Annotated in this window: 19 protein-coding genes and 1 pseudogene; 9 read left to right on the top strand and 11 right to left on the bottom strand. The window is 60.9% G+C overall.

All coding sequences use genetic code 11. The features are described 5' to 3' along the window. Nucleotides 1-141: 141 nt before the first annotated feature. Together GZH79_RS14270 and GZH79_RS14265 are read right to left on the bottom strand one after the other, a co-directional pair. A complete protein-coding gene (locus GZH79_RS14270; RefSeq protein WP_349291211.1) occupies nucleotides 142-357 on the bottom strand; it encodes a WGR domain-containing protein in 216 nt (71 codons plus the stop codon). Between the two features lie 2 nt (nucleotides 358-359). Continuing rightward, nucleotides 360-695 carry a tyrosine-type recombinase/integrase gene (locus GZH79_RS14265; protein ID WP_249219214.1) on the bottom strand — a complete coding sequence of 112 codons (336 nt, stop codon included), beginning with the start codon at nucleotides 693-695 and terminating at the stop codon, nucleotides 360-362. A gap of 175 nt (nucleotides 696-870) precedes the next feature. On the opposite strand from GZH79_RS14265, the gene GZH79_RS14260 reads away from it, so the two are divergent. Beyond that, entirely contained in the window at nucleotides 871-1488 is a 618-nt protein-coding gene (locus GZH79_RS14260) for a hypothetical protein (protein ID WP_211644444.1), read from the top strand. A gap of 44 nt (nucleotides 1489-1532) precedes the next feature. On the opposite strand, the pseudogene istA reads toward GZH79_RS14260, so the two are convergent. Beyond that, nucleotides 1533-2138: pseudogene (gene istA, locus GZH79_RS14255) on the bottom strand (IS21 family transposase); the annotation flags it as partial. Between the two features lie 530 nt (nucleotides 2139-2668). On the opposite strand from istA, the gene GZH79_RS14250 reads away from it, so the two are divergent. Next, entirely contained in the window at nucleotides 2669-2998 is a 330-nt protein-coding gene (locus GZH79_RS14250; protein ID WP_211644443.1) for a hypothetical protein, read from the top strand. Between the two features lie 607 nt (nucleotides 2999-3605). Here the strand turns inward: GZH79_RS14250 and GZH79_RS14245 are convergent. Beyond that, complete coding sequence (locus tag GZH79_RS14245; RefSeq protein ID WP_211644442.1) at nucleotides 3606-4148, bottom strand: cysteine hydrolase family protein; 543 nt, start codon at nucleotides 4146-4148, stop codon at nucleotides 3606-3608. Between the two features lie 24 nt (nucleotides 4149-4172). On the opposite strand from GZH79_RS14245, the gene GZH79_RS14240 reads away from it, so the two are divergent. Next, a complete protein-coding gene (locus GZH79_RS14240) occupies nucleotides 4173-5213 on the top strand; it encodes a GlxA family transcriptional regulator (protein WP_249219213.1) in 1041 nt (346 codons plus the stop codon). A gap of 15 nt (nucleotides 5214-5228) precedes the next feature. On the opposite strand, the gene GZH79_RS14235 is transcribed toward GZH79_RS14240, so the two are convergent. Next, nucleotides 5229-5957 (bottom strand): Crp/Fnr family transcriptional regulator, encoded by a 729-nt coding sequence (locus tag GZH79_RS14235; RefSeq protein WP_211644441.1) that lies wholly within the window; start codon nucleotides 5955-5957, stop codon nucleotides 5229-5231. Between the two features lie 522 nt (nucleotides 5958-6479). Further along, nucleotides 6480-7964 carry a DUF2231 domain-containing protein gene (locus GZH79_RS14230; protein WP_211644440.1) on the bottom strand — a complete coding sequence of 495 codons (1485 nt, stop codon included), beginning with the start codon at nucleotides 7962-7964 and terminating at the stop codon, nucleotides 6480-6482. Nucleotides 7965-8420: 456 nt separating this feature from the next. On the opposite strand from GZH79_RS14230, the gene GZH79_RS14225 reads away from it, so the two are divergent. Continuing rightward, nucleotides 8421-8786, top strand: coding sequence for an H-NS histone family protein (locus GZH79_RS14225; RefSeq protein ID WP_349291210.1), 366 nt, complete (start codon nucleotides 8421-8423; stop codon nucleotides 8784-8786). 352 nt (nucleotides 8787-9138) lie between these two features. Here GZH79_RS14225 and GZH79_RS14220 read toward each other — a convergent pair whose 3' ends face one another. The 3 genes from GZH79_RS14220 to GZH79_RS14210 all read right to left on the bottom strand — a co-directional run bounded on the left by GZH79_RS14220 (nucleotide 9139) and on the right by GZH79_RS14210 (nucleotide 11424). Next, on the bottom strand, nucleotides 9139-9798 hold the full coding sequence (locus GZH79_RS14220; RefSeq protein ID WP_211644439.1) for a TVP38/TMEM64 family protein: 660 nt from the start codon (nucleotides 9796-9798) through the stop codon (nucleotides 9139-9141). A gap of 203 nt (nucleotides 9799-10001) precedes the next feature. Beyond that, complete coding sequence (locus GZH79_RS14215) at nucleotides 10002-10862, bottom strand: DUF305 domain-containing protein (protein WP_211644438.1); 861 nt, start codon at nucleotides 10860-10862, stop codon at nucleotides 10002-10004. A 25-nt stretch (nucleotides 10863-10887) separates the two neighbouring features. Continuing rightward, nucleotides 10888-11424, bottom strand: coding sequence for a cytochrome c (locus GZH79_RS14210; protein ID WP_211644437.1), 537 nt, complete (start codon nucleotides 11422-11424; stop codon nucleotides 10888-10890). Between the two features lie 790 nt (nucleotides 11425-12214). On the opposite strand from GZH79_RS14210, the gene GZH79_RS14205 reads away from it, so the two are divergent. The 5 genes from GZH79_RS14205 (at nucleotide 12215) to GZH79_RS14185 (ending at nucleotide 17374) form a co-directional block, all read left to right on the top strand. Next, a complete protein-coding gene (locus tag GZH79_RS14205) occupies nucleotides 12215-12991 on the top strand; it encodes a formate/nitrite transporter family protein (protein WP_211644436.1) in 777 nt (258 codons plus the stop codon). Nucleotides 12992-13351: 360 nt separating this feature from the next. Beyond that, complete coding sequence (locus GZH79_RS14200) at nucleotides 13352-14722, top strand: NAD(P)/FAD-dependent oxidoreductase (RefSeq protein WP_249219212.1); 1371 nt, start codon at nucleotides 13352-13354, stop codon at nucleotides 14720-14722. A gap of 168 nt (nucleotides 14723-14890) precedes the next feature. Beyond that, complete coding sequence (locus GZH79_RS14195; RefSeq protein ID WP_211644435.1) at nucleotides 14891-15253, top strand: hypothetical protein; 363 nt, start codon at nucleotides 14891-14893, stop codon at nucleotides 15251-15253. 254 nt (nucleotides 15254-15507) lie between these two features. Beyond that, nucleotides 15508-15861, top strand: a complete 354-nt coding sequence (locus tag GZH79_RS14190; RefSeq protein ID WP_211644434.1) for a hypothetical protein — start codon at nucleotides 15508-15510, stop codon at nucleotides 15859-15861. A gap of 532 nt (nucleotides 15862-16393) precedes the next feature. After that, nucleotides 16394-17374 (top strand): chemotaxis protein CheB, encoded by a 981-nt coding sequence (locus GZH79_RS14185; protein ID WP_211644433.1) that lies wholly within the window; start codon nucleotides 16394-16396, stop codon nucleotides 17372-17374. Nucleotides 17375-17561: 187 nt separating this feature from the next. On the opposite strand, the gene GZH79_RS14180 is transcribed toward GZH79_RS14185, so the two are convergent. Beyond that, nucleotides 17562-17948, bottom strand: coding sequence for a response regulator (locus GZH79_RS14180; protein ID WP_211644432.1), 387 nt, complete (start codon nucleotides 17946-17948; stop codon nucleotides 17562-17564). Further along, nucleotides 17945-18432 (bottom strand): sensor histidine kinase (locus GZH79_RS14175; protein WP_211644431.1); only part of this gene is annotated, 488 nt, incomplete at its 5' end. The genes GZH79_RS14175 and GZH79_RS14180, both read right to left, overlap by 4 nt.

The raw sequence follows: 18432 nt of genomic DNA, 5'->3' as shown, positions 1-18432 counted from the left end.
TATCATGTTCGAAGATCGCTTCAATGCGTAACTGTATCTGAAACCCGCATGCGCCAGACCAGATACACAGAGTTCATGACACTCCCCGTTGCGATTCAATATCACGGACAAACCCTCAGACATTCTGACACCTGTCTGACCCTACTCGTAGCCGCGCTTTGCTTTCTGCATGTGCAGCGCGAAGCGCGCGTCTTTCGCGGCACCTTCCGTATCGAACCAATCAACCCGGACCTGACCGGACTGGCTGATCCGGCCCCACTCACGGACCAGGGACCAGTCCCCGAACAGACCGGGCACGATCTCCATCCGGTAAAACCGGCGGGCGTTGCTCGGAGGATCGATCCGCGTCAGGTCCACCCCTACCCCCACATCCTTGCTGCGATGTCCTGCCCTTCGCGGCCGACCGCATCGGCATAGATTGCCGTGGTGCTGAGCTGCGCGTGGCCGAGCCAGCGCTGCAACATGTGGAGCGGCACACCGTTCACTGTCGCGTTGATCCCAAAACCATGCCGCAGACCTTTTGGGTTGCAGTGTGGTGCATCCGGGAGCCCGGCTTCAATCATGATCCGTTTGACGATCTGCCAGACACGCACGCGGCTCAGGGGCCAGATTGGTAGCGCCGATTTCTTGCGGGAAGCCTGGGCCTCGCGCACACCATGGGCGGTGTTCAGCGTGTCGAGGAAGTCAGGCGGCATACTGAATGTCTCGCGACCCTACTTCTGGGTGGAAGTAACAGCTGATGCTGAGAGTCCGGCAAAATAGCTCTGAAGACCTGCGTCTCAGTTTATGATCGGTGGTTCGCCAGCGAATGTAGCACAAGTGCGCGACGCATTTCAGGGAACCCTCGGGTAATCCCCACGGTTTTCAAGCATGTTCGAATGGATAGCGCAGCACAGTGAGCTCTTGAATGTGCTTCTCAACGGTCTGATGGTGGTGATCTGGGTCGCCTACCTTCAGATTTTTCTTGTCAGCTTCAGACGGCAGCAGCGAACCGACATCATCATCAATATGGGCGCCGGTTCGGGGTTGGAAGCACGCTGCTTCGTCAGCAATCTGGGCTTGGAGCCGCTCTATCTTCACGATGTCCTGGTCGAGTTGACAACGAGTGGCGGCACCTACACAGCCGTCATTACGGACCGCGCCAACCTGACCGATGAACAACTGAACAGACCTTCGGAGGCTACGAATCAAGGTCCGCTCAGGAGCGGTGACTACATCGACATCGGAAGCTTTAGCGATCTCCTTGAGAGGGCATCGGACAGCCTGCAAGATGTCAACTGCTCCGATGTTACCCATATCAAGATCACCGCTGTGGCAAAGACCTCGTCCAGTTCGCATATCGTCGGTGCATTTCGAGACTACCAATTGCACAAATCAGGCAGCCGAACGAAGGTGAGGCCAACGCAGATTGGTGCGACACAGATCCGCTCCTGGTGGCATCGACGGACGCTTCGGAAAGAAATGAGCCGTCGCCTGATCGAAAGGTAGTTTTCAGCCGTCTCGCAGTCCGCTTATTAAATTGCGGCCCCTCTGCGATCAATCTCAAAGCTGATCAGGCAGGTCGGTGATACCCTCTTGCTCAGTTCGACGAAGCCATCGAAGGCGGGGGGCAATGGCATCAGCGCTGCCTGCTCTGCGGCCCAGACGTCGGCAACGCTACCCGGCAGCGCTGCATGCGGGATCTCAGTCCACAACGCGACACAGCGCTGCTCCAGCCAGTCATTCAGCGCCGCAAGATCGGGGAAGTCCGGCATGGGTTGCCACAGTCGGCGCCGGGCATCCTGCACGTTCTTCTCGATCTGTCCCTTCTCCCAGCCTGCGGCCGGATTGCAGAACGCTGGCTCGAACACGTAGTGGTTTGCCATCGCAAGGAAGCGCATGTTGACCTGTCGCTCTTTCCCGCGGCCGACGCGGTCAACCGCGGTGCGCATGTTATCGTAGATGCCGCGCTCCGGGACGCCGCCGAAGACGCGGAGCGCGTGCCAATGGGCATCAAATAACATCTCATGGGTTTGCAGCAGACACGCCCGGACCAGAAAGGCCCTGCTGTGCGACAGCTTGATGTGGGCAACTTGCAGCTTGGTGCGCTCGCCACCCAGAACGGCAAAGTCCTCGCTCCAGTCGAACTGAAATGCCTCCTGGACCTGTCACGGTTTAATGCCGCTTCTTTGACAGCATTTACTGCACAAATAGCAGCGCAGCGCTCAGCTGGCCGTAGTAACCGTCGAAACGGGCTCATGTCAAACCTGCGCTGCATGTCCGGTCACGGTCGTCGGTGCGGGTGGCCAAGGGCACCAGGGGATCGGCTGCGTGATCCTCATCTGACCACACATCGAGAATGAGTAGCGCACGGGGTGGTTCCGTCGGTCCGGACCAGTTTGCCGACAGAAACGGCGTTCGGCGCAGGCTTGGGCCTTCCTCCTGTAAAAGGGTAATGGGAACGCGAACTTCCGCTGACGCCTCGTCGGGCGCCGATCACCATGTCGATCAAACTGCGCGGCGAATACAGCGCCGTGACCGAGACCTACTAACTCGCCAAACTTAAGTTGATGGTCTCCGACAAACTCGGGGCGATTCAGCTTGGGCGATCGGCTGGAAAAGCCCCGTCGCTTTCGAACGAAAGGTGGCTTAAACGAGCGCTTGGTGTGGCACGGCGAAACGGGTCCAAATGCAGATACTGATTTATAAAACGGATCTTGTCGTGGAGCATGCGCCCACTTGGCTCATACCCGATAGCTCTGTAGAATTACGACCGCAGGCTGATCATACAGTAGCCGCCTATGTGCAACGCCCGTCGCGATGGCCGTCATTGTTTGGCGCGTCGCGACCGGTTCGGATCGGGCTGCTGGATGAGGCGGCGGAAACCTTCCTGCGTCCCGCTTTCAAGGCGGGCATCGCATTTCGGGTGCGGATCGTCGAGCTTGACCCGGCTCATCTGACTGACGACCGTCTTGCTCGGATCAGCGTATCTGTGTGGGGGGGTAACCTCTTGCCATAAACGGTCGATATCGGTGAAAAACTCCCTCGAACTTAAAGCTGGCCACAGAAAGCAAACGAGCGTTCTACCATTGAGCTTTTTTGCCCCAGATATTGCCCTGTTTGATGTTTCGGCAGGACAGAATTCTCGTAAATTGGGCTACGAATGCGCATGATAGAGTTATTCACCGATATCGGTCGATTTCGACCGCTCGTTGTCCCACAACCGTCGGGCGAACACAGTCGGTTTAAACGGATGGCATAAGCTGCGAGATAGTCGTCGGCCGTGCGGATAAAACTGCACAATTTTCCTTCATGCAGCCACGGGAGATCCGCCATGGGTCCCGGCGACGGCGCGCCTCGCACCACCGCCGATATTCTATGTGGTCAGAGCAGAATGGTTTCTCCGTCACCGCGCGTCAAAAGCTTCTCCGAAAACCCCCTCTTCCACCGCGAAAGCCCGGAGTTCGGTGCGCGACAGGACGCAATGGTTGATCGCTTCCGTGTGCGAGGCGATCAACAGGTTCTCAGGGGCCGCCAAGTGAACGCGCAGGACACCCTCGGTTCCCATGATGTCGCCCCCTGAATTCAGAGTCGCGACCTTTGTTGGAATCTCTCCTCTTGCCGGTTCAGCGCTTGATGAAGTCGTCGGTGGCGACGACCTCGCCGTAAGCGAACGCGAAGGCCGCCATCAGTGCTGTATGGACATGGGCGGCCGGGACAGTCGCGCCATTGAACTCCAGGTCCCGCGTGGCGCAGGCGTCGTGGATGGTCACGGTCTTGTAGCCAAAGTCATTGGCCGCCCGGACGGTCGCGTCAACGCACATATGGCTCATGGCGCCGACCACTACCACGTCCTCGATCCCCTTCTCGTCAAGCAGGGCCTTGAGGCCGGTGTCGCGGAATGCGTTCGGGAAGTTCTTCGTGATGACCGGCTCGCCGTCGCCGGGCGCGACAACTTCGTTGATCTCCGCACCCTCCGATCCCGGGACAAAGACCGGCGCGCCGGGCTTCTCATGGCGCACGTTCACGATGAGGTCGCCGGCCTTGCGACCGTGGGAAATGACCCGCGCGGCATTGGCGGCGGCACCCTCGATGTTCTCGAGCGGCAGGTTGCCGTTCGGCCAGTATTCATTCTGTAGGTCGATCACGACGATTGCACGGTTGGACATGGTTCTTACCTTTCTGGGTTTCGAATGCTTGACCTCAATCTGGCTTGGGCACACATCTCTCGCCACTGGCGCAATCGACATAAAACGGGGCAGTATCGACATATGGATGAGGTCAGGATCGGTATTGTTCTCTACCCCGGCGCGCAGCTTTCCGCGGCCATGGGGCTGGCGGACCTCTTTCAAGTCGCCAAGCAAATGGCGGAGCGATCGGATCAGGGCGCGCCGCGATTGCGGGTTCAGACCCTTCAGACCGGCGAGATAGCGGCACCGACGCCTGAAGGCGCTTCCAAAGCGGCAGGCCATGACAATGAGCCCTGTCAGGTCCTGATCCTGCCTCCGTCACTCGAGGCTCCCATCACGCCAGATGTCGCGTGGCCACTGGCTGTCTGGTTACGAGAGCGTCATGGGGAGGGGACTGTGCTGGCCTCCGTCTGTGGCGGCGCCTTCCTGTTGGCTGAGACGGGCCTATTGAGCGGGCGCGCGGCGACCACGCACTGGATCTACGCCGAAAAGTTCCGGGAGCGGTTTCCCGACGTGGCGCTGGATACAGATCGGCTGATCATTGACGGCGGCGACATCATTTCGGCAGGTGGGTTGATGTCCTGGACCGATCTCGGCCTCAAGCTGGTCGACCGCTTCCTCGGACCTGTCGTCATGGCCCAGACCGCCCGGATGATGCTCGTGGACCCGCCGGGTAGGGAGCAGCGATATTACAGTGGATTTGCACCCCGAATGACCCACAGGGATAAGGCGATCCTGAGCGTCCAGCACTTCTTGCAGGCGAGCGAGGGACGAGATGCGCGCCTTGCGACGCTGGCAGAACAAGCCGGGCTGGAAGAACGCACTTTGCTGCGCCGCTTCCAAAAGGCGACCGGCCTCACGACGACCGAATATGCGCAGCGCCTCCGCGTCGCGAAGGCTCAGGAGCTTCTGCAATTCGGCCGCCTGCCGGTGGAGCGCATCTCGTGGGAGGTAGGCTATTCCGACGCCGGAGCCTTCCGCAAGATCTTCCACCGGATCGTGGGCCTGACCCCAGGAGAATACCGGCAGCGCTTCCATGCGTAAGGTAAAGCCTTTGATTTATTCCCCAGCGATATTTTCAGGTTTCCCGATAAAGCCTGCAGAAGCTTTTAGCGTCTGGTAGCTGACCATCATTTCGAGATCGGATTTTCGTCGCAAGTTGATCTGAGTTCCATTTCTTTCAATGAAGCCTTCATTGGAGAGGTCACAAAGCACCTTACTGATCGATACATTTGTTAATCCAATCAGATCCCCTAATTCAGATTGATTGAAAGGAATGTAAAATATCGACGCTGCAGTGTTTCTTTGATGTAGCTTTTCGTGAAACATTAAGATCAACCATGCGACTCTCTGACGTGCAGTCATGCGACCCACAGCGGCGAGAGTGCGCATGAGGCAAGATTGAATTTCCGCAGACTTTTGCAGTAAATGAAACGCAATTCTTGGCGTCATTTCTGGTGACATCAGATTTTTCATAGGAATTACATGAACCATACAGTCACTCAAACAGACCAAAGATGAACTTACGCGCTCCATGCCGACGTCGGACAAACCTGCAATGTCGCCTGGACGATAAAGATAAAGGATTTGCCTTTGGCCATTTGCAAGTATAACATAGGCGTAGGCCCAGCCCGATTGAATATAATAAAGGTTTTGTGGCTGCTCTCCTTCACGCTGCAGATTGCAGCCCAGTGGGTAGGTGCGAGGCTCGCTCTTCAGCCGGTCCAAAACCTCATTTAGATACGGCCTACGCGGCATGGTGGCACTGACTTTGGAAGGGAGGAACATTTCGTCTCACTCTCTTTAGGTAACGATACAACCTTGACGCAGTCCGAAGTGTTCCGCGCCTGGTTTGCCGGAGACCAGTTGCTTCACTGGTTTGTGGTGGAACTTGTGGGCCTCCAATTCATAAGCGGGAGCGGAATGGAGCAGACCTTTCCGGACATATGTGGTCCGAAACGCGCACGTCCGGCTCCAGGTGCCTGGCGTAGCGGTTGCGCTTGCCCTCACGATCCTTGCGGCAATGATCTGGCGGTCGATCATCCAATGGAGATCCGAAGTGCCACCACCTCCGTCGAACGAGCCCCGCTGGTTGCGGGGGATTCGCCGGGGGGGGCCTACTACGCTTTCTACATTGCCCCGATCGCGATGCCACTCGTCGCAGCGGTGTTCGCAGTTGCCGCCGGCTTATGGGCCTCGTCGGTTCGGGTGACTCTTCAAGTTGATCCCCACCAGGGCTGATCTGCCAGAAGCGTCGTCAGACGAACTCGCGACGATACCGCATCCGAGGCAACGCGAGCAGCATCCGGCTCAGCTCCGGGGGCCCTCAAGTAGGCGGATCTTCAGGTCGCGAAAGGCCTTTCGCGCGCGCGATTCGCGTTCGTGATCCAGCATCGCCTCTATTTCGGCGCCCATCTGTCGCAGGCGCACGTCGCCCAAACGCTGCGCCTCTTTGAACATCGATTGTTCTTCGGACGTTGCGTGGTGATCGACCGCCTGATGCAGCGCGCGCAACTGGGTCTCGAATTCGGGCGTCGACGGGCCGAGCCGCAAGGTGACTGCCAGCATGTCGGCAAGCTGTTGATGCTCGGCATGGGCCACCGGCACGTCTTCGCTGACGGGGCGGACGGCGGGATAAAAGATTTCATCCTCGACATGTTCATGGATCTCGAGCTCTTCGGCCAAAAGGCGCATCATGTCTCGCCGCTCGGGGTCGTCCGGTGCCATCTCCTCGACCTTTTCGAACAGGCGGCGCAGCAGTTGGTGATGTTCAAACAGCACCACGTCTGCTTTTCGCGCGCCTGATGGTAGGGTCCTTGCCGTCACTTGCGCTGCGTCGTCCGCGGCATCTCGAAGATCCGCAGGGGTAAGTGCTTCGTCACCCGGTTCCTGCACGCGGCAGATCTCTATCTGCCCGTGACGCACCCGGACATCATAGCGCGGCTGCGGCGCCCGCGACGGGCCATCCAGCACACGGCCGCTTGCAAGACAATAGCGCGAACCGTGCCAGGGGCAGACCAGGCCGCCATCCTGCACCCATCCCTCGTCCAGCGGACCGCCCATGTGTGAACACCGCGAGCCCATCGCATGCACCCGTCCGCGATGGCGCACCAGCACGATCCCGACATGCGCGCGGGCGGCTGCGTCCCAGACCTCGACCCGGCGGGGGCGGTCTTCCTGCAGCGCTGAGAAGGCGAGGACCGGCGTGAAGGCGCGCGGTTCGGGCGAGCGATCGGCCTGATCGACGCCAATACGGCGGCGATAGACGAGATGCCCGCCCAGATATGCACCGGCCATCATCGTCATCCAGCCCATGCCGCTCAACGCACGACCGGCGCCGCGGCGGCCACGGCGGCGCAACACAAGCGACGTTACGTTCAGGGCAAGCGCAGTTGAATTCAGGGCCGCATGCACAAGACCGGTGCGGCGGTCTCGACCGTGGATCTGCCGCATGTCGGCAAGGCCGGTTGCGGCGGCTGCGACCGCACCGACCACACCTGCGCTCAGCGCGATGTCTGCCGCCCGCGCCGTGGTGCGCGGATCGCGCGTGACACCCAGCACCCCAGCCGTATCGATCGCCACCGCCAGCGTCCAGCCACCCACCGGCAGCGTCGCAAGCGCCGGGTGGAGCGGATGGCCCAGCCATGTCCCGTGCAGCGCGTTCTGGATCGGCTGCGCGGCGGACCCCGTCGGCTGAAGCGCCAGCGAGGTGGCGTTCGCCAGATCATAGGCGGGCCGGTCAAGTCGTTCGTCAGACTCGATGGCGGCGGTCAGGTGCTCGGTCGTTCGGGTCATCGGTGCTCCTGCTGGTGAGCCGCGTGCAATGATGTGGCGATCGGGACCGTGACTTTGACACGCTCGCCGGGCAGACACCTGCTGTCGGACGCCATGACCGTATAAAGAGCGGCTTGTCCGTCGTGATGGCGCCGGGTCGTCCCTGCGTCACAGGCAAGTCGGTCGGTTGCGACACGCATGATGACCCTGTCCTTTCTCCCCACTCGCACCGGCCCGGGTTTGTCAGTCGAAACCGGAAGCCGCATCCGACAAAGTGTGCCAGCCACGGAAACTGTCACCGGCGCCTTCAAGGTATAATCTTGTGTCTCGAACATTTTCACGAAGGCAAATGTTCCGCGATCAGCCGTAAAAACGCTTCGGCCGCGGATCGCAGACCATCCTTATGCTCAGCCACATGGACGCTCATCGAATTGATAAACCGGATGAAACCTATATGACGGCGAAAGAAGCGAACTTTTGATCAGTATCGCGTTAAATGGACACAGAAAAAAAATGACAAACATCGACCTGAACAGCATCTCGCTGGATGACCTCAAGAAGCTGCAGAAAGATGTCGGCAAAGCCATCGATGGCTATGAGCAGAAACAGCGCAAAGAGGCGCTGACAGCCGCAGAGGCCGTTGCCCGTGAACACGGATTTACGCTCGCGGAACTGACCGGTGCGTCAATCAAGAAAACCAAAGCCGTGTCACCGCCGATGTATCGTCACCCCGAGAACCCCGAACAGACGTGGACCGGTCGTGGCCGTCAACCTGACTGGATGAAAGAGGCCATTGAGAACGGGCACACGAAGGATGAATTCCTGATCTCTGCTGTTTCGTGAAGGCCGAGATCACGGGCCGCCCACGCCAGTTGCTCATTGGCCTCGCCACCGTGAGCTTACTTGCTGCAAGTGCCGCTTATGGGTCATCCACTGTCGATACGCATGTCGTCCCGGTTCAGAACCTCGACATCTGCGGACGTTAGCAGCGCAATACGACGGACAAGACATGCATCGTGGATGGTGACACCCTCTGGCTCGGTGGGGTGAACCAGCGTCTGGAAGGTTTCGACACGCCGGAGCCCCGGACAGGGGTCTGTGGTGGCCGCTTTGAGCCTTTCTTGACCGCGACGGGGGACGGGATTTGCCGTTGTAGCATGGACCTGTGCCCCGCGGGGCGATTTTAACGCCAGCATCAGCGGAAGCGGCTTTTCCTGCCTCGCCAAGCGGCCCAGACGAGCGGCGCTCCGGTGACCACGCCGAGGCCGAGTGCGGCGGACCAAGTCAATATGCTGGCATTTCCGCTTGCCGCGGTCGTTCCGAAATGTGCGAGCAAAAAACTGGCAGGAGCGATGCCCGCGAGGGTCGCCAAGGCGAACCTCCAGAACTTCAGCGCGCTGAGACCCGCCGCGTAGCTGATGAGATCGAAGGACACGAACGGCATCAGGCGACTTGCGAAGACAAGAGCCGTCAGCGTATTCTGAGATCCCAGCAGGCCTTGCTCGATCCGCTCGCCGAACCAACGCCTCATCGCGCCCTGTCCCAGACCCCGGGCCAATCCGAACGCGATGAGCGCGCCGATCTCTGCACCGATGATCACCCAAAGCGAACCCCAGAAATGCCCGTAGGCCGCCCCGGAAGCCATTGCAATCGGGGCACTTGGGACCGGGCTCGCCACCACCGCGACGATCATTAACGCCACAATCACCACCGGACCGGCTAACCCGGCCGTCTCGACCAATCGGTCCAAGGTTTCGCGATCAATCTCGGCGGCGAAACCGGGAGGCCCCCAGAGTCCCCACGCCGCAAGCGCGGCAGCCACGAGGACGGCGAGCACGATCAGGACGCGGCGCATCGTTTTTCGCCTTCGCTATGAAAGTTGACGTTGCGCGACATTCTCATGCCTCCCGTTTCTGCCGTTCGACCGGGAAAAGGCCAGTCCTGCCGCGGCACCTTTTGCTGGAATGCCCGATCACGCCCGCCCGCATTGATCTAACGGATATCGACCGTTCCATCGCTGAAAGGTCAAGGAGCATCAGTCAAGATTTGCGCACATAGTTACGACGCACACGCCCAGAAACCGCGGTATCCGACAGTCAGCCCCTGTTCCAGTCCAAAGATCATTTCGGCGTTGGACCGCCAGTCAGCGTCTGCGCCGAGAGGCGTGACCGTTACACGCGTGCCTTGGGCCTCGAAGAGCATTTCGCCGGTCTCGGTCTCTCCCACTGCCGCGAGCGGCACAAGAACGCCGTTCAGCTTGATGGCCGCGGCTCCGCCGTCCTGTTCGGTCCACAGGACGGGATGTTCCTCTGGTGTGCGGTTGAACGTGCAGCGGGGACTGGAATTAAGGATCTGGTCCGCTTCGGCCTCTGGCATCGTTGAAGGATCCAGCGTGGCGATCAGGGTGTTGTTCAGCGCCGTCTCGATCGTTCCGACGCGGGCAGGCGGGTCTTGGTAGATCGACTCTACGATGTCGCCTTCGGACACCTCGTCGATAAGGTAGCGCATCTCTGCGATTTCGCGCCGTTGTGCCACAATGATGTCATGGGCCAGCTTCTGGACACGCGGATCGCGGATCTGTGCGCGTTCGGACGTCATGATCGCGATAGAATGGTGCGGAATCATCGCGCGCATGTAGCTGGTCCCGGACACTGTGACCTGGCTGCGCACAAGCCAGAGCGACAGCGCAAAGACGATCACCGAGCCGGTGAAGATGGCGATGTTGAGCATCTTGTTGGAATACATGCTCAGCATGTAGCCAAGCATGATCACCGCCATGGTCGCACCCATCAGGATCGCCATGTAAGTGCGCGTCTCCGAAAAGAAGACGTGCTCCCAGGCGTAGGTGTTGAGATACATCAGGATGAACATCACCACCGTCGAGGTGAGGATCATCAGTCCGAAGCGAATATAGGACATGTTGGGTGGCTCCTCGATTTTCAGGTTATTCCGAATGGGCGGCTGTGCCGCCGTGTCCGCCACCAGACGTCATCGCGGTGTAGTCCTCGGGCGAAAGCCCGGGCAGTTGCGACACGAATGCCGTGATCGCCAGCAGTTCCTCGCGCCCGTGGTGCGGCCCAAAGGCCGGCATTCCGCTCATCTTGATGCCATTCTCGGCGATCCAGTAGATTTCCTTCGGCTCCCACTCCGCCGCTGCCTCGACCAAATGGGGTGGCTCGGGGCGCATGCCGCGCGACCAGGTGGCAGGCTCTACACCTGGGCCGCCATGGCAGTGCGCGCAGCTTGCGGCGTAATGCTCGGCACCCTGCGACAGCATCCCGTCAGAGACACTTTCTGGCAGGTCGATATCTTGCGCCCGACTTGAGACAGAGCGATGCATGGTGGTATCGAGTGTCCATCGGACCGCATCTGCATGCATGTCGGTGGCAGCGACATTGTAGGCGACAGACAGCCAAATGGCGATCCCGACGAGCAGTGTTGCGACAACGCCGAGGGCAGCTCCTATGGTCTTGGATCCCATGACTTTCTCCTTGGTTGCGGTTCCGGATAGGTCAAATTGGCTTCGTCCTGAGCCGGAGCGCGGTTGCAAAGATGGACATCGACGAAGGTTGATAGCGAGCGCTGCGATCATCGGCGACTGCAGACGGCCAGACGCCGGATTTAGCACCCCCGCCGTTACCGCACGCCGAGGCTGTTGTAGAAAAAAGCAAACAACAGGTTTTGCGAAATGTTCCGCAACGTGGCGCAGGACAGCAGACAGGCTGCCCGCTGTTCAATGTCCACAAAAGAGGGGCAGTCCGCTGCATAAGCTTCTTTCGCTTTGCTCCCGTTCAATAGGTGCCGCTCATTCTCGCCCTTCCATGCAAAGGACGTCTCAGGCGAAGCAAAGAGGAAAGCCAGCAGCGAACGGCAGAAAGCTCCGTGAGCCAGTCCTTGGCGCAGCGCGATGTAAAGGTCTGGTCCGACCCTAAACTACCCGCGGCCTGCCTTGCGTGGCCCCGACAGAGTATTCAGCCACGACCGCGGTCGGAGCGAAAGACGACAGCGTCACACGCGGGGGCAAGAACGCGGTGTTTCAGCCCGTGATGATGTCGACCGAGCAGCTGCGCAGATAATTCACCTGCCACAGGCTTCAGAAGGGCCTCGAGTCAGAGATGAGAGAAGCGGTTTGATCCTCAGGAGCCGCAGACGCACGAGCATTGGTCAGGGCGCCATCAGCGTGTTACGTGGCGCCACGACGCGGACGATGCCCAACCGATGAAGGCTGGTGCAAGCTTGGAACCATCCGAACCCCCAACGGTTTCCCGATCATGCCAGACACACTCGACCCAGGCGAGATATTCGAGAAGGCGGCCAAGGAAGGCGAACGGCGGCTGAACCAGAAGCTGCTGGAACTTCTCTCGACCGGGTTCATCGCCGGCTTCACTATCGTGTTCGGGATCATCGCCCTCGCAATCGTGGAGGCGCTTGCGAAACCCGCGCTCGGGGACCTGTCGAAGCTTCTGGGCGCGCTGGCCTTCGGCATCGGTCTGCCCTTCCTGATCCTTGGGCGCGCAGAACTGTTCAGCGAAAACTTCTTCGATCCGATTGCGGCTGCATTCAGATCAAAGGTCGGCGGTATGACGCAAAAGATACTCCGCCTCTGGGTTCTTACGCTGATCCTCAACCTTGTGGGCGGCGGCATTCTGGTGCTCGTCGTCTCTGTCGACGGTGCGCTTCCACCCGGGGCGCACGCGGCGCTGAAACGCGTGGCCGAGGAGATCGCGAACCGATCCAGTCTCGCGACGCTCATGCGGGCGATCATCGGCGGCGCATTGGTCGCGCTGCTGTCATACCTCGTCATCGCCTGTCGCGATTCCACTGCCCGCATCCTGCTGGCCTACGTTACCGGCGTCCTGCTTGCGCTGGGACCGTTCGAGCATGGCGTGGTGACCATGCTCCATCTGTCATTCGGGGTTTCGTTCCAAGCAGAGATCACGTGGATCGACATCGCGCGAATATTCGGCATTTCGATCGTGGGCAATCTGCTGGGCGGCGTAGGCTTGGTGACGATGTCGCACGCCGCCCAGGCGAAAGGCGCCAGTTAGCAACAGCTGGCGGTTAAGCCGGGCATCGCAGTAGGTCCTCATGCCAGCCCGTCCTGATGCTGGTCGTCTCCGTCGACGGCGCGCTGCCGCCGGGCGCGCACGAGGCCCTTGGCAAGGTGGCCGGCGACATCGCGCTGCGCAGCGCTCTGGCGACGCAGATACGCTCGATCGTGGGCGGTCATCGGCGGCGTGGGGCTGGTGACGATGTCCCATGCTGCACACGCCCGGGGTGCCGAGTAGCAGCACCGGTCCCTGCCCTGCGCATCGGGTTTTCCGTAAGGCAGCCGGCCAGCGACCGGGAACTTGCCGCGCCCGGACCGGTTGGGATTGCAGAGTGACCAGCCGGGAAAGGGCCCGAGAATGATGTCCGAAGAACGCAGACCGGACGCAACCGGACCGCAATCGTTCTCACGGTCAGAGGTCGTCGTCATCGGAGCGGGCTTCGGCGGGCTCGAGGTTGCTAAAGGCCTGGGCAAGGCCGGCATCGACACGACGGTGATCGACCGGCAGAACCACCATCTCTTTCAGCCGCTGCTCTATCAGGTCGCTACAGCCGCCCTGTCGGCAACCGACGTCGCTGAGCCCATCCGCAAGGTTTTGCGTCGCTATCGGTCGGTCAAGGTGGTATTTGCCGAGGTCTCCGAGATCGACATGTCCGCGCGCGAGGTGCGGATGGTGAGCGGTCACCGGCTGCGCTTCGGGGTCCTCGTCCTCGCCAGCGGTGCCGCCCACAGTTACTTCGGCAACGACGCCTGGGCGCAGTGGGCGCCCGGTCTGAAAACCATCGAGGATGCCCGCAGCATCAGGTCGCAGCTGCTGCTGACCTTCGAGCGGGCAGAGCGGGCCACCGACCCCGACGAACGTCGGCGCCTGCTGAGCATCGCCATCGTCGGCGGCGGCCCGACGGGCGTGGAACTTGCGGGCGCCATCGCGGAACTGAGCCGATACACGCTGGCACGGGACTTCCGTAACATCGATCCCACCGCGACAAGGATCTCGCTGATCGAGGCGGAACAACGGTTGCTGTCGGGCTTTTCCGAAGAGATGTCGGATTATGCGCACCGACGGCTCGAACGGCTGGGCGTCACGGTGCGCCGGGGTGAAGCGGTGGAACACATCGGGCCGGATACGATCCGAATCGCCGGATGCGAAGAACCGGTTGGCCTGGTCATCTGGGCCGCAGGCGTCGCCGCGTCGCCACTGGCCCGCAATCTGGGCGATACCGACCGGGCCGGACGCATCCCCGTCGATGCGACGCTGGCCGTGCAGGGCCAGCAGGATATCTTTGCCCTGGGGGACGTGGCTCTGTTCACCGCCGACGACGACAAGCCCTTGCCGGGGCTGGCGCAGGTGGCCAAGCAACAGGGCGTCCATCTGGGCCGCGCGCTGGCGGATCATATCGCCACAGGCGCCCCGCTGCCTGCGTTCCGCTACCAAAGCCGGGGCAACACCGCGATCGTGGGACGGCATGCGGCCGTCTTCGAACAGGGCCGATTGAAGGCGAAGGGCTGGTTCGCCTGGGCTGCCTGGGCCGTGATCCATATCTATCTTCTGGTCGGATTCCAGCACCGCTTTCTGGTGTCGATGCAGTGGCTCTGGCGTTACCTGACCTACGACAGGGGCGCGCGACTGATCGTGGAGGACTACGCGACGGGGGACGTGACGTCTGCGCCGTCCGCGACCGGAGGCAAGACCCCGCCGACAGAGGTGTCGTCTCGCACCGACAGATGAGACTCGAGGACTGCGCCCAATGAGGCCTGCGACGCTTCGTTTGACTTGGTTTAAGCTTCCGCACATTGCGCGGGAACACCGGTGTCCCAACTCCGTTTCCACACCAACAACTTCATATCCCTACCGGGCGGTGCTGCGCGCCTGTCCCGCCAGCCAAGGAGATCTGCAATGATTAACACCCGAACCCACGGAATCATCGACTATGTCACCGGGGCGCTGCTTCTGGTCGCGCCCTATCTCTTCGGTTTCGCCAACGGCGGTGCCGCGCAATGGGTGCCACAGCTGATCGGTGCGGTGATCATCATCATGAGCCTGGTGACCCGCTACGAGCTGAGCGTCGCCAAGGTGATCCCGCTCAAGGTCCATCTGGGCGCTGATCTGGTGACCGGGATCCTGCTGGCGGTTTCGCCGTGGCTGTTCGGGTTCGCCAGCCTGATCTGGTGGCCGCACCTTCTGGTCGGGCTGCTGGAGATCGTGGTGGTCGCCCTGACCAAGCGCGACGCTGACACCGTCGGAGCCACTCGCCCATGACAGTGGACCGCCCACGAAGCTGCGCCCGCAGGGGCGTGACAAGACGACGTGGCGCGCGACTCTCGAAACCGGCTCCCGGCTGGATCGCCAAAAGGGCGCGCGCCGACGTCGACCTGACTGCCCGATCATCGATGGAACAAGGCCGTCCTGCGCCGGTTTCATTCCTGAACGAACTCAGAGGTTTCAGACGGCGTCGCGCCTCTTTGGTGTGTCCGACCACCGGACAGCCGACAATTTAGCATCAGGAGAATTTGATGGACGATCAAACCACGGAAGGGCGGTTGCTTGCGCACCGCCGCATCCTTCAACTCATCCTGCGCGAAATGGCCGAGACACCGATCGGGGAGCGCGTTGAAGCTATCCTGCGCGACCGGACCACGATGCGCGACGGCCAAGAGGACCCCGGCGCGGTCGAGACGGCTGGACTGGGCGTTGAACTGGCGGTGGCCGAAGAGTTCCGCCGCGTGCTGGAGGACATTCCTCGGGCCGCGGACTTCGTCCGCCCTGCCGGCTCAGAGAGCATGCGCGAGGCCCCCGCGCAGTGGGACGAGGTCGACGAAATCTCGGATGGGTCCTTTCCCGCAAGCGATCCGCCACCTTCGCCCTGATGTGCGCGCACTGATGTCCGTGCGCCACGGCGCGTTCAGCCGATCGACCATCTTTGTCAACCGTAATGCCCGCGCGGCAAGCCGGGCGGTCACCGCGATCATCCCGCAGACGAAGACTGTGGCCCCAACCCATGCGTGTTCGCTGCTTCGTCATCTGATTGACGTTCACGCCTATCTTGCCCAGTTCATAGTGGGTCCTTGTGATCGCCGGACGGCTCATCTCCGGCAAATCCGGCGCGGTTTAATCCGAGGACTACGGCTTGAGATGGCCAGGAGCTGGACCTGTCGCAGAAAACGTGAACTCGGCAGTCACCACAACATCTGGTGGCTCGAGTTTTTCACCGATATCGACCGTTTGTGACCAGCGGGTTCTGGCATGGTGTTTGTATCCGACAGCGGTCGTTCGGGACCAGTGCAGCGAAAGCTTGATGTATGCGCAGAACCGGCAACCCGGAGCCGATTTGGCACAGGCAGGGCACAAACATACCTCCTGTGCGTTCATGCTCATTCTTTGCAGCGGGGTAAAAATAGAATGCAGAAACAACGGGCAATCGCAATCGGCGGCTCTACCGGCTCTCTGTCGGTCCTCAAGGAGATCATGCCAAGCCTGCCAGAAAACCTGCCAGCGCCGATTTTCGTGGTCGTGCATGTGGGCGCACATGGGCGCAACCTTATTGCGGACATCCTCGATGACGCAGGGCCGCTGCATGTCTCGACGGCGCTGGAAGGCGAAGAAGTGGAATCCGGCTGCGTCTATGTCGCACCTGCCGACAGGCACCTGCTGGTGATTGACGGCGTCATCAGGCTGGGCCGCGGCCCGCGCGAAAACCTGGCGCGCCCTGCGGTCGATGCATTGTTCCGGTCCGTCGCCGCCAGCTACGGGTCCGGCGCGGTCGGACTGGTTTTAACGGGCAACCTCAACGACGGCGCCGCGGGCCTTGTCACGATCAAGCAGCGAGGCGGTGTGTCAGTGGTGCAGAACCCTGCGGACTCCGTTGCCCCCGACATGCCGCTTGGCGCGCTCGAATCCACCGAAGTCGATTACTGCACGCCGCCCAACGACCTTGCTGACTTGATAACGATGCTGGTAAATCAGCCGCTGGGCCCCGAGCATGCGATTGACCGAGCGCTTGAGTTGGAAATCGACATTGCTCTTGGCGGCCCCTGCCTGACAGAGACCGTCGAGCAGATCGCCGATGTCGTGCCGCTGTCCTGCCCGGCCTGCAACGGCACCTTGTCGCAGCTGAAGGAGCCGCCGCTGCGGTATCGTTGCCAGGTCGGTCACGCCTACTCCGCGAAGGCTCTTGCGGATCAGCATGAAGGTTCGCTGGACGAAGCTGTGCGCGTCGCGCTGCGGATCGTTGAGGAACGCGCAGTGCTCGCCGAGCGAATGGCGCGCGACGCGAAAGAGGCAAGCCGGATGCGCACACACCAGGACTTTCTTACAAAAGCCGCCGAGCTGCGCCAGTCAGCCGAGGTTCTGCGGGCGGCAGCGTTGCGCCTCATGCGTTGAGACGGTGCCTGCCCACGGGGCGCGCCAACTTCTCGGCCGGTGCGCCGCGCACACGATCTCACAGTGCGTGGACGACTGCCTCCGCCCGCCCACGCTGGCACCGATCAACAGAACGGTCTCCAAAGGTGCATCCTCCGGGCCGCAGCAGCGAATGCTCTCGGAAAAGCCTCCAGAAATTGGTGTTGTGTCACTCCAACACGCGGGCAAGCGTCCGAAGAAGTTCGCCAGTCTCAACGGGCTTCTTAACAAAGGGCGCGTCTCTAAAGGCTGAATCATGCTGGTCCTGTCCGGTATTACCGGAGAGCAGGATGAACGGGATGTTTCGCTCGCGTAGGGCAGCGGCAACGGGGGCTGACGACTCGCCGTTGAGGTTCATGTCGAGCGTAGCGCCATCTGGGCGCTCCGTCTCGATCAGGGCGAGTGCACGCTTCACGCTGAAGGCAGGGTCAAGCACCTCGCAGCCTTGATCCTCGAAAATCATTTCCAGATCCATCGCAAGGATGGCTTCATCCTCGACAATGAGCATACGACGTCCAGCCAGCGACTGTGGATCAGTATAATGTGCGATGGTCACTCTCCTTTGGAGATGGGAAACACGATCTCGGCAGTCAAACCCTCTGGTGCGAGATCAAGTTCCGCCGATCCCTCAAGTTCGTAGGCACACACGCGCTTGATCAGCTTCGTCCCGAACCCCTTGGGGGCGCCGTCCGTTACGGGTGGCCCATCGCTCTCCCTCCACGACAGGCGGACATGGGGTCGCCCGTCCACCTGCATTTCGTCCCACGTCACGCGAAGCGTGCCATCATCGGTCGAGAGCGCGCCATATTTTGACGCATTTGTCGCCAGCTCGTGCAGGATGAGCGCAAGGCCGAGACCTTGTCTCGGGGTAAGCGGCATCGGGGGACCATCGGCGACCCGGTCGATCTCGTCGTCCCTGTAATAGGCCAAGAGCGTGGTCTTAACGAGGATGGCCAGGTCGGCGGACTGCCAATCCGTTTCGAGCAGTTGGTCGTGGGCGCGTGCCAAGGCCTGGATGCGACCGATGAACCGGTCGCGAT

The sequence above is a fragment of the Loktanella sp. SALINAS62 genome, assembly GCF_018263905.1.
Lineage (GTDB): Bacteria > Pseudomonadota > Alphaproteobacteria > Rhodobacterales > Rhodobacteraceae > Loktanella.
The sequence above is the reverse complement of the archived record's forward strand: the minus strand, read 5'-3'. Positions and strand labels throughout refer to the sequence as shown.

Excerpts from the sequence above, each read along its gene's own strand:
- GZH79_RS14265 (WP_249219214.1), bottom strand. The coding sequence starts at position 695 with ATGCCGCCTGACTTCCTCGACACGCTGAACACCGCCCATGGTGTGCGC.
- GZH79_RS14260 (WP_211644444.1), top strand. The coding sequence starts at position 871 with ATGTTCGAATGGATAGCGCAGCACAGTGAGCTCTTGAATGTGCTTCTC.
- GZH79_RS14250 (WP_211644443.1), top strand. The coding sequence starts at position 2,669 with ATGCAGATACTGATTTATAAAACGGATCTTGTCGTGGAGCATGCGCCC.
- GZH79_RS14245 (WP_211644442.1), bottom strand. The coding sequence starts at position 4,148 with ATGTCCAACCGTGCAATCGTCGTGATCGACCTACAGAATGAATACTGG.
- GZH79_RS14240 (WP_249219213.1), top strand. The coding sequence starts at position 4,173 with ATGCTTGACCTCAATCTGGCTTGGGCACACATCTCTCGCCACTGGCGC.
- GZH79_RS14235 (WP_211644441.1), bottom strand. The coding sequence starts at position 5,957 with ATGTTCCTCCCTTCCAAAGTCAGTGCCACCATGCCGCGTAGGCCGTAT.
- GZH79_RS14230 (WP_211644440.1), bottom strand. The coding sequence starts at position 7,964 with ATGACCCGAACGACCGAGCACCTGACCGCCGCCATCGAGTCTGACGAA.
- GZH79_RS14220 (WP_211644439.1), bottom strand. The coding sequence starts at position 9,798 with ATGCGCCGCGTCCTGATCGTGCTCGCCGTCCTCGTGGCTGCCGCGCTT.
- GZH79_RS14215 (WP_211644438.1), bottom strand. The coding sequence starts at position 10,862 with ATGTCCTATATTCGCTTCGGACTGATGATCCTCACCTCGACGGTGGTG.
- GZH79_RS14210 (WP_211644437.1), bottom strand. The coding sequence starts at position 11,424 with ATGGGATCCAAGACCATAGGAGCTGCCCTCGGCGTTGTCGCAACACTG.
- GZH79_RS14205 (WP_211644436.1), top strand. The coding sequence starts at position 12,215 with ATGCCAGACACACTCGACCCAGGCGAGATATTCGAGAAGGCGGCCAAG.
- GZH79_RS14200 (WP_249219212.1), top strand. The coding sequence starts at position 13,352 with ATGATGTCCGAAGAACGCAGACCGGACGCAACCGGACCGCAATCGTTC.
- GZH79_RS14195 (WP_211644435.1), top strand. The coding sequence starts at position 14,891 with ATGATTAACACCCGAACCCACGGAATCATCGACTATGTCACCGGGGCG.
- GZH79_RS14190 (WP_211644434.1), top strand. The coding sequence starts at position 15,508 with ATGGACGATCAAACCACGGAAGGGCGGTTGCTTGCGCACCGCCGCATC.
- GZH79_RS14185 (WP_211644433.1), top strand. The coding sequence starts at position 16,394 with ATGCAGAAACAACGGGCAATCGCAATCGGCGGCTCTACCGGCTCTCTG.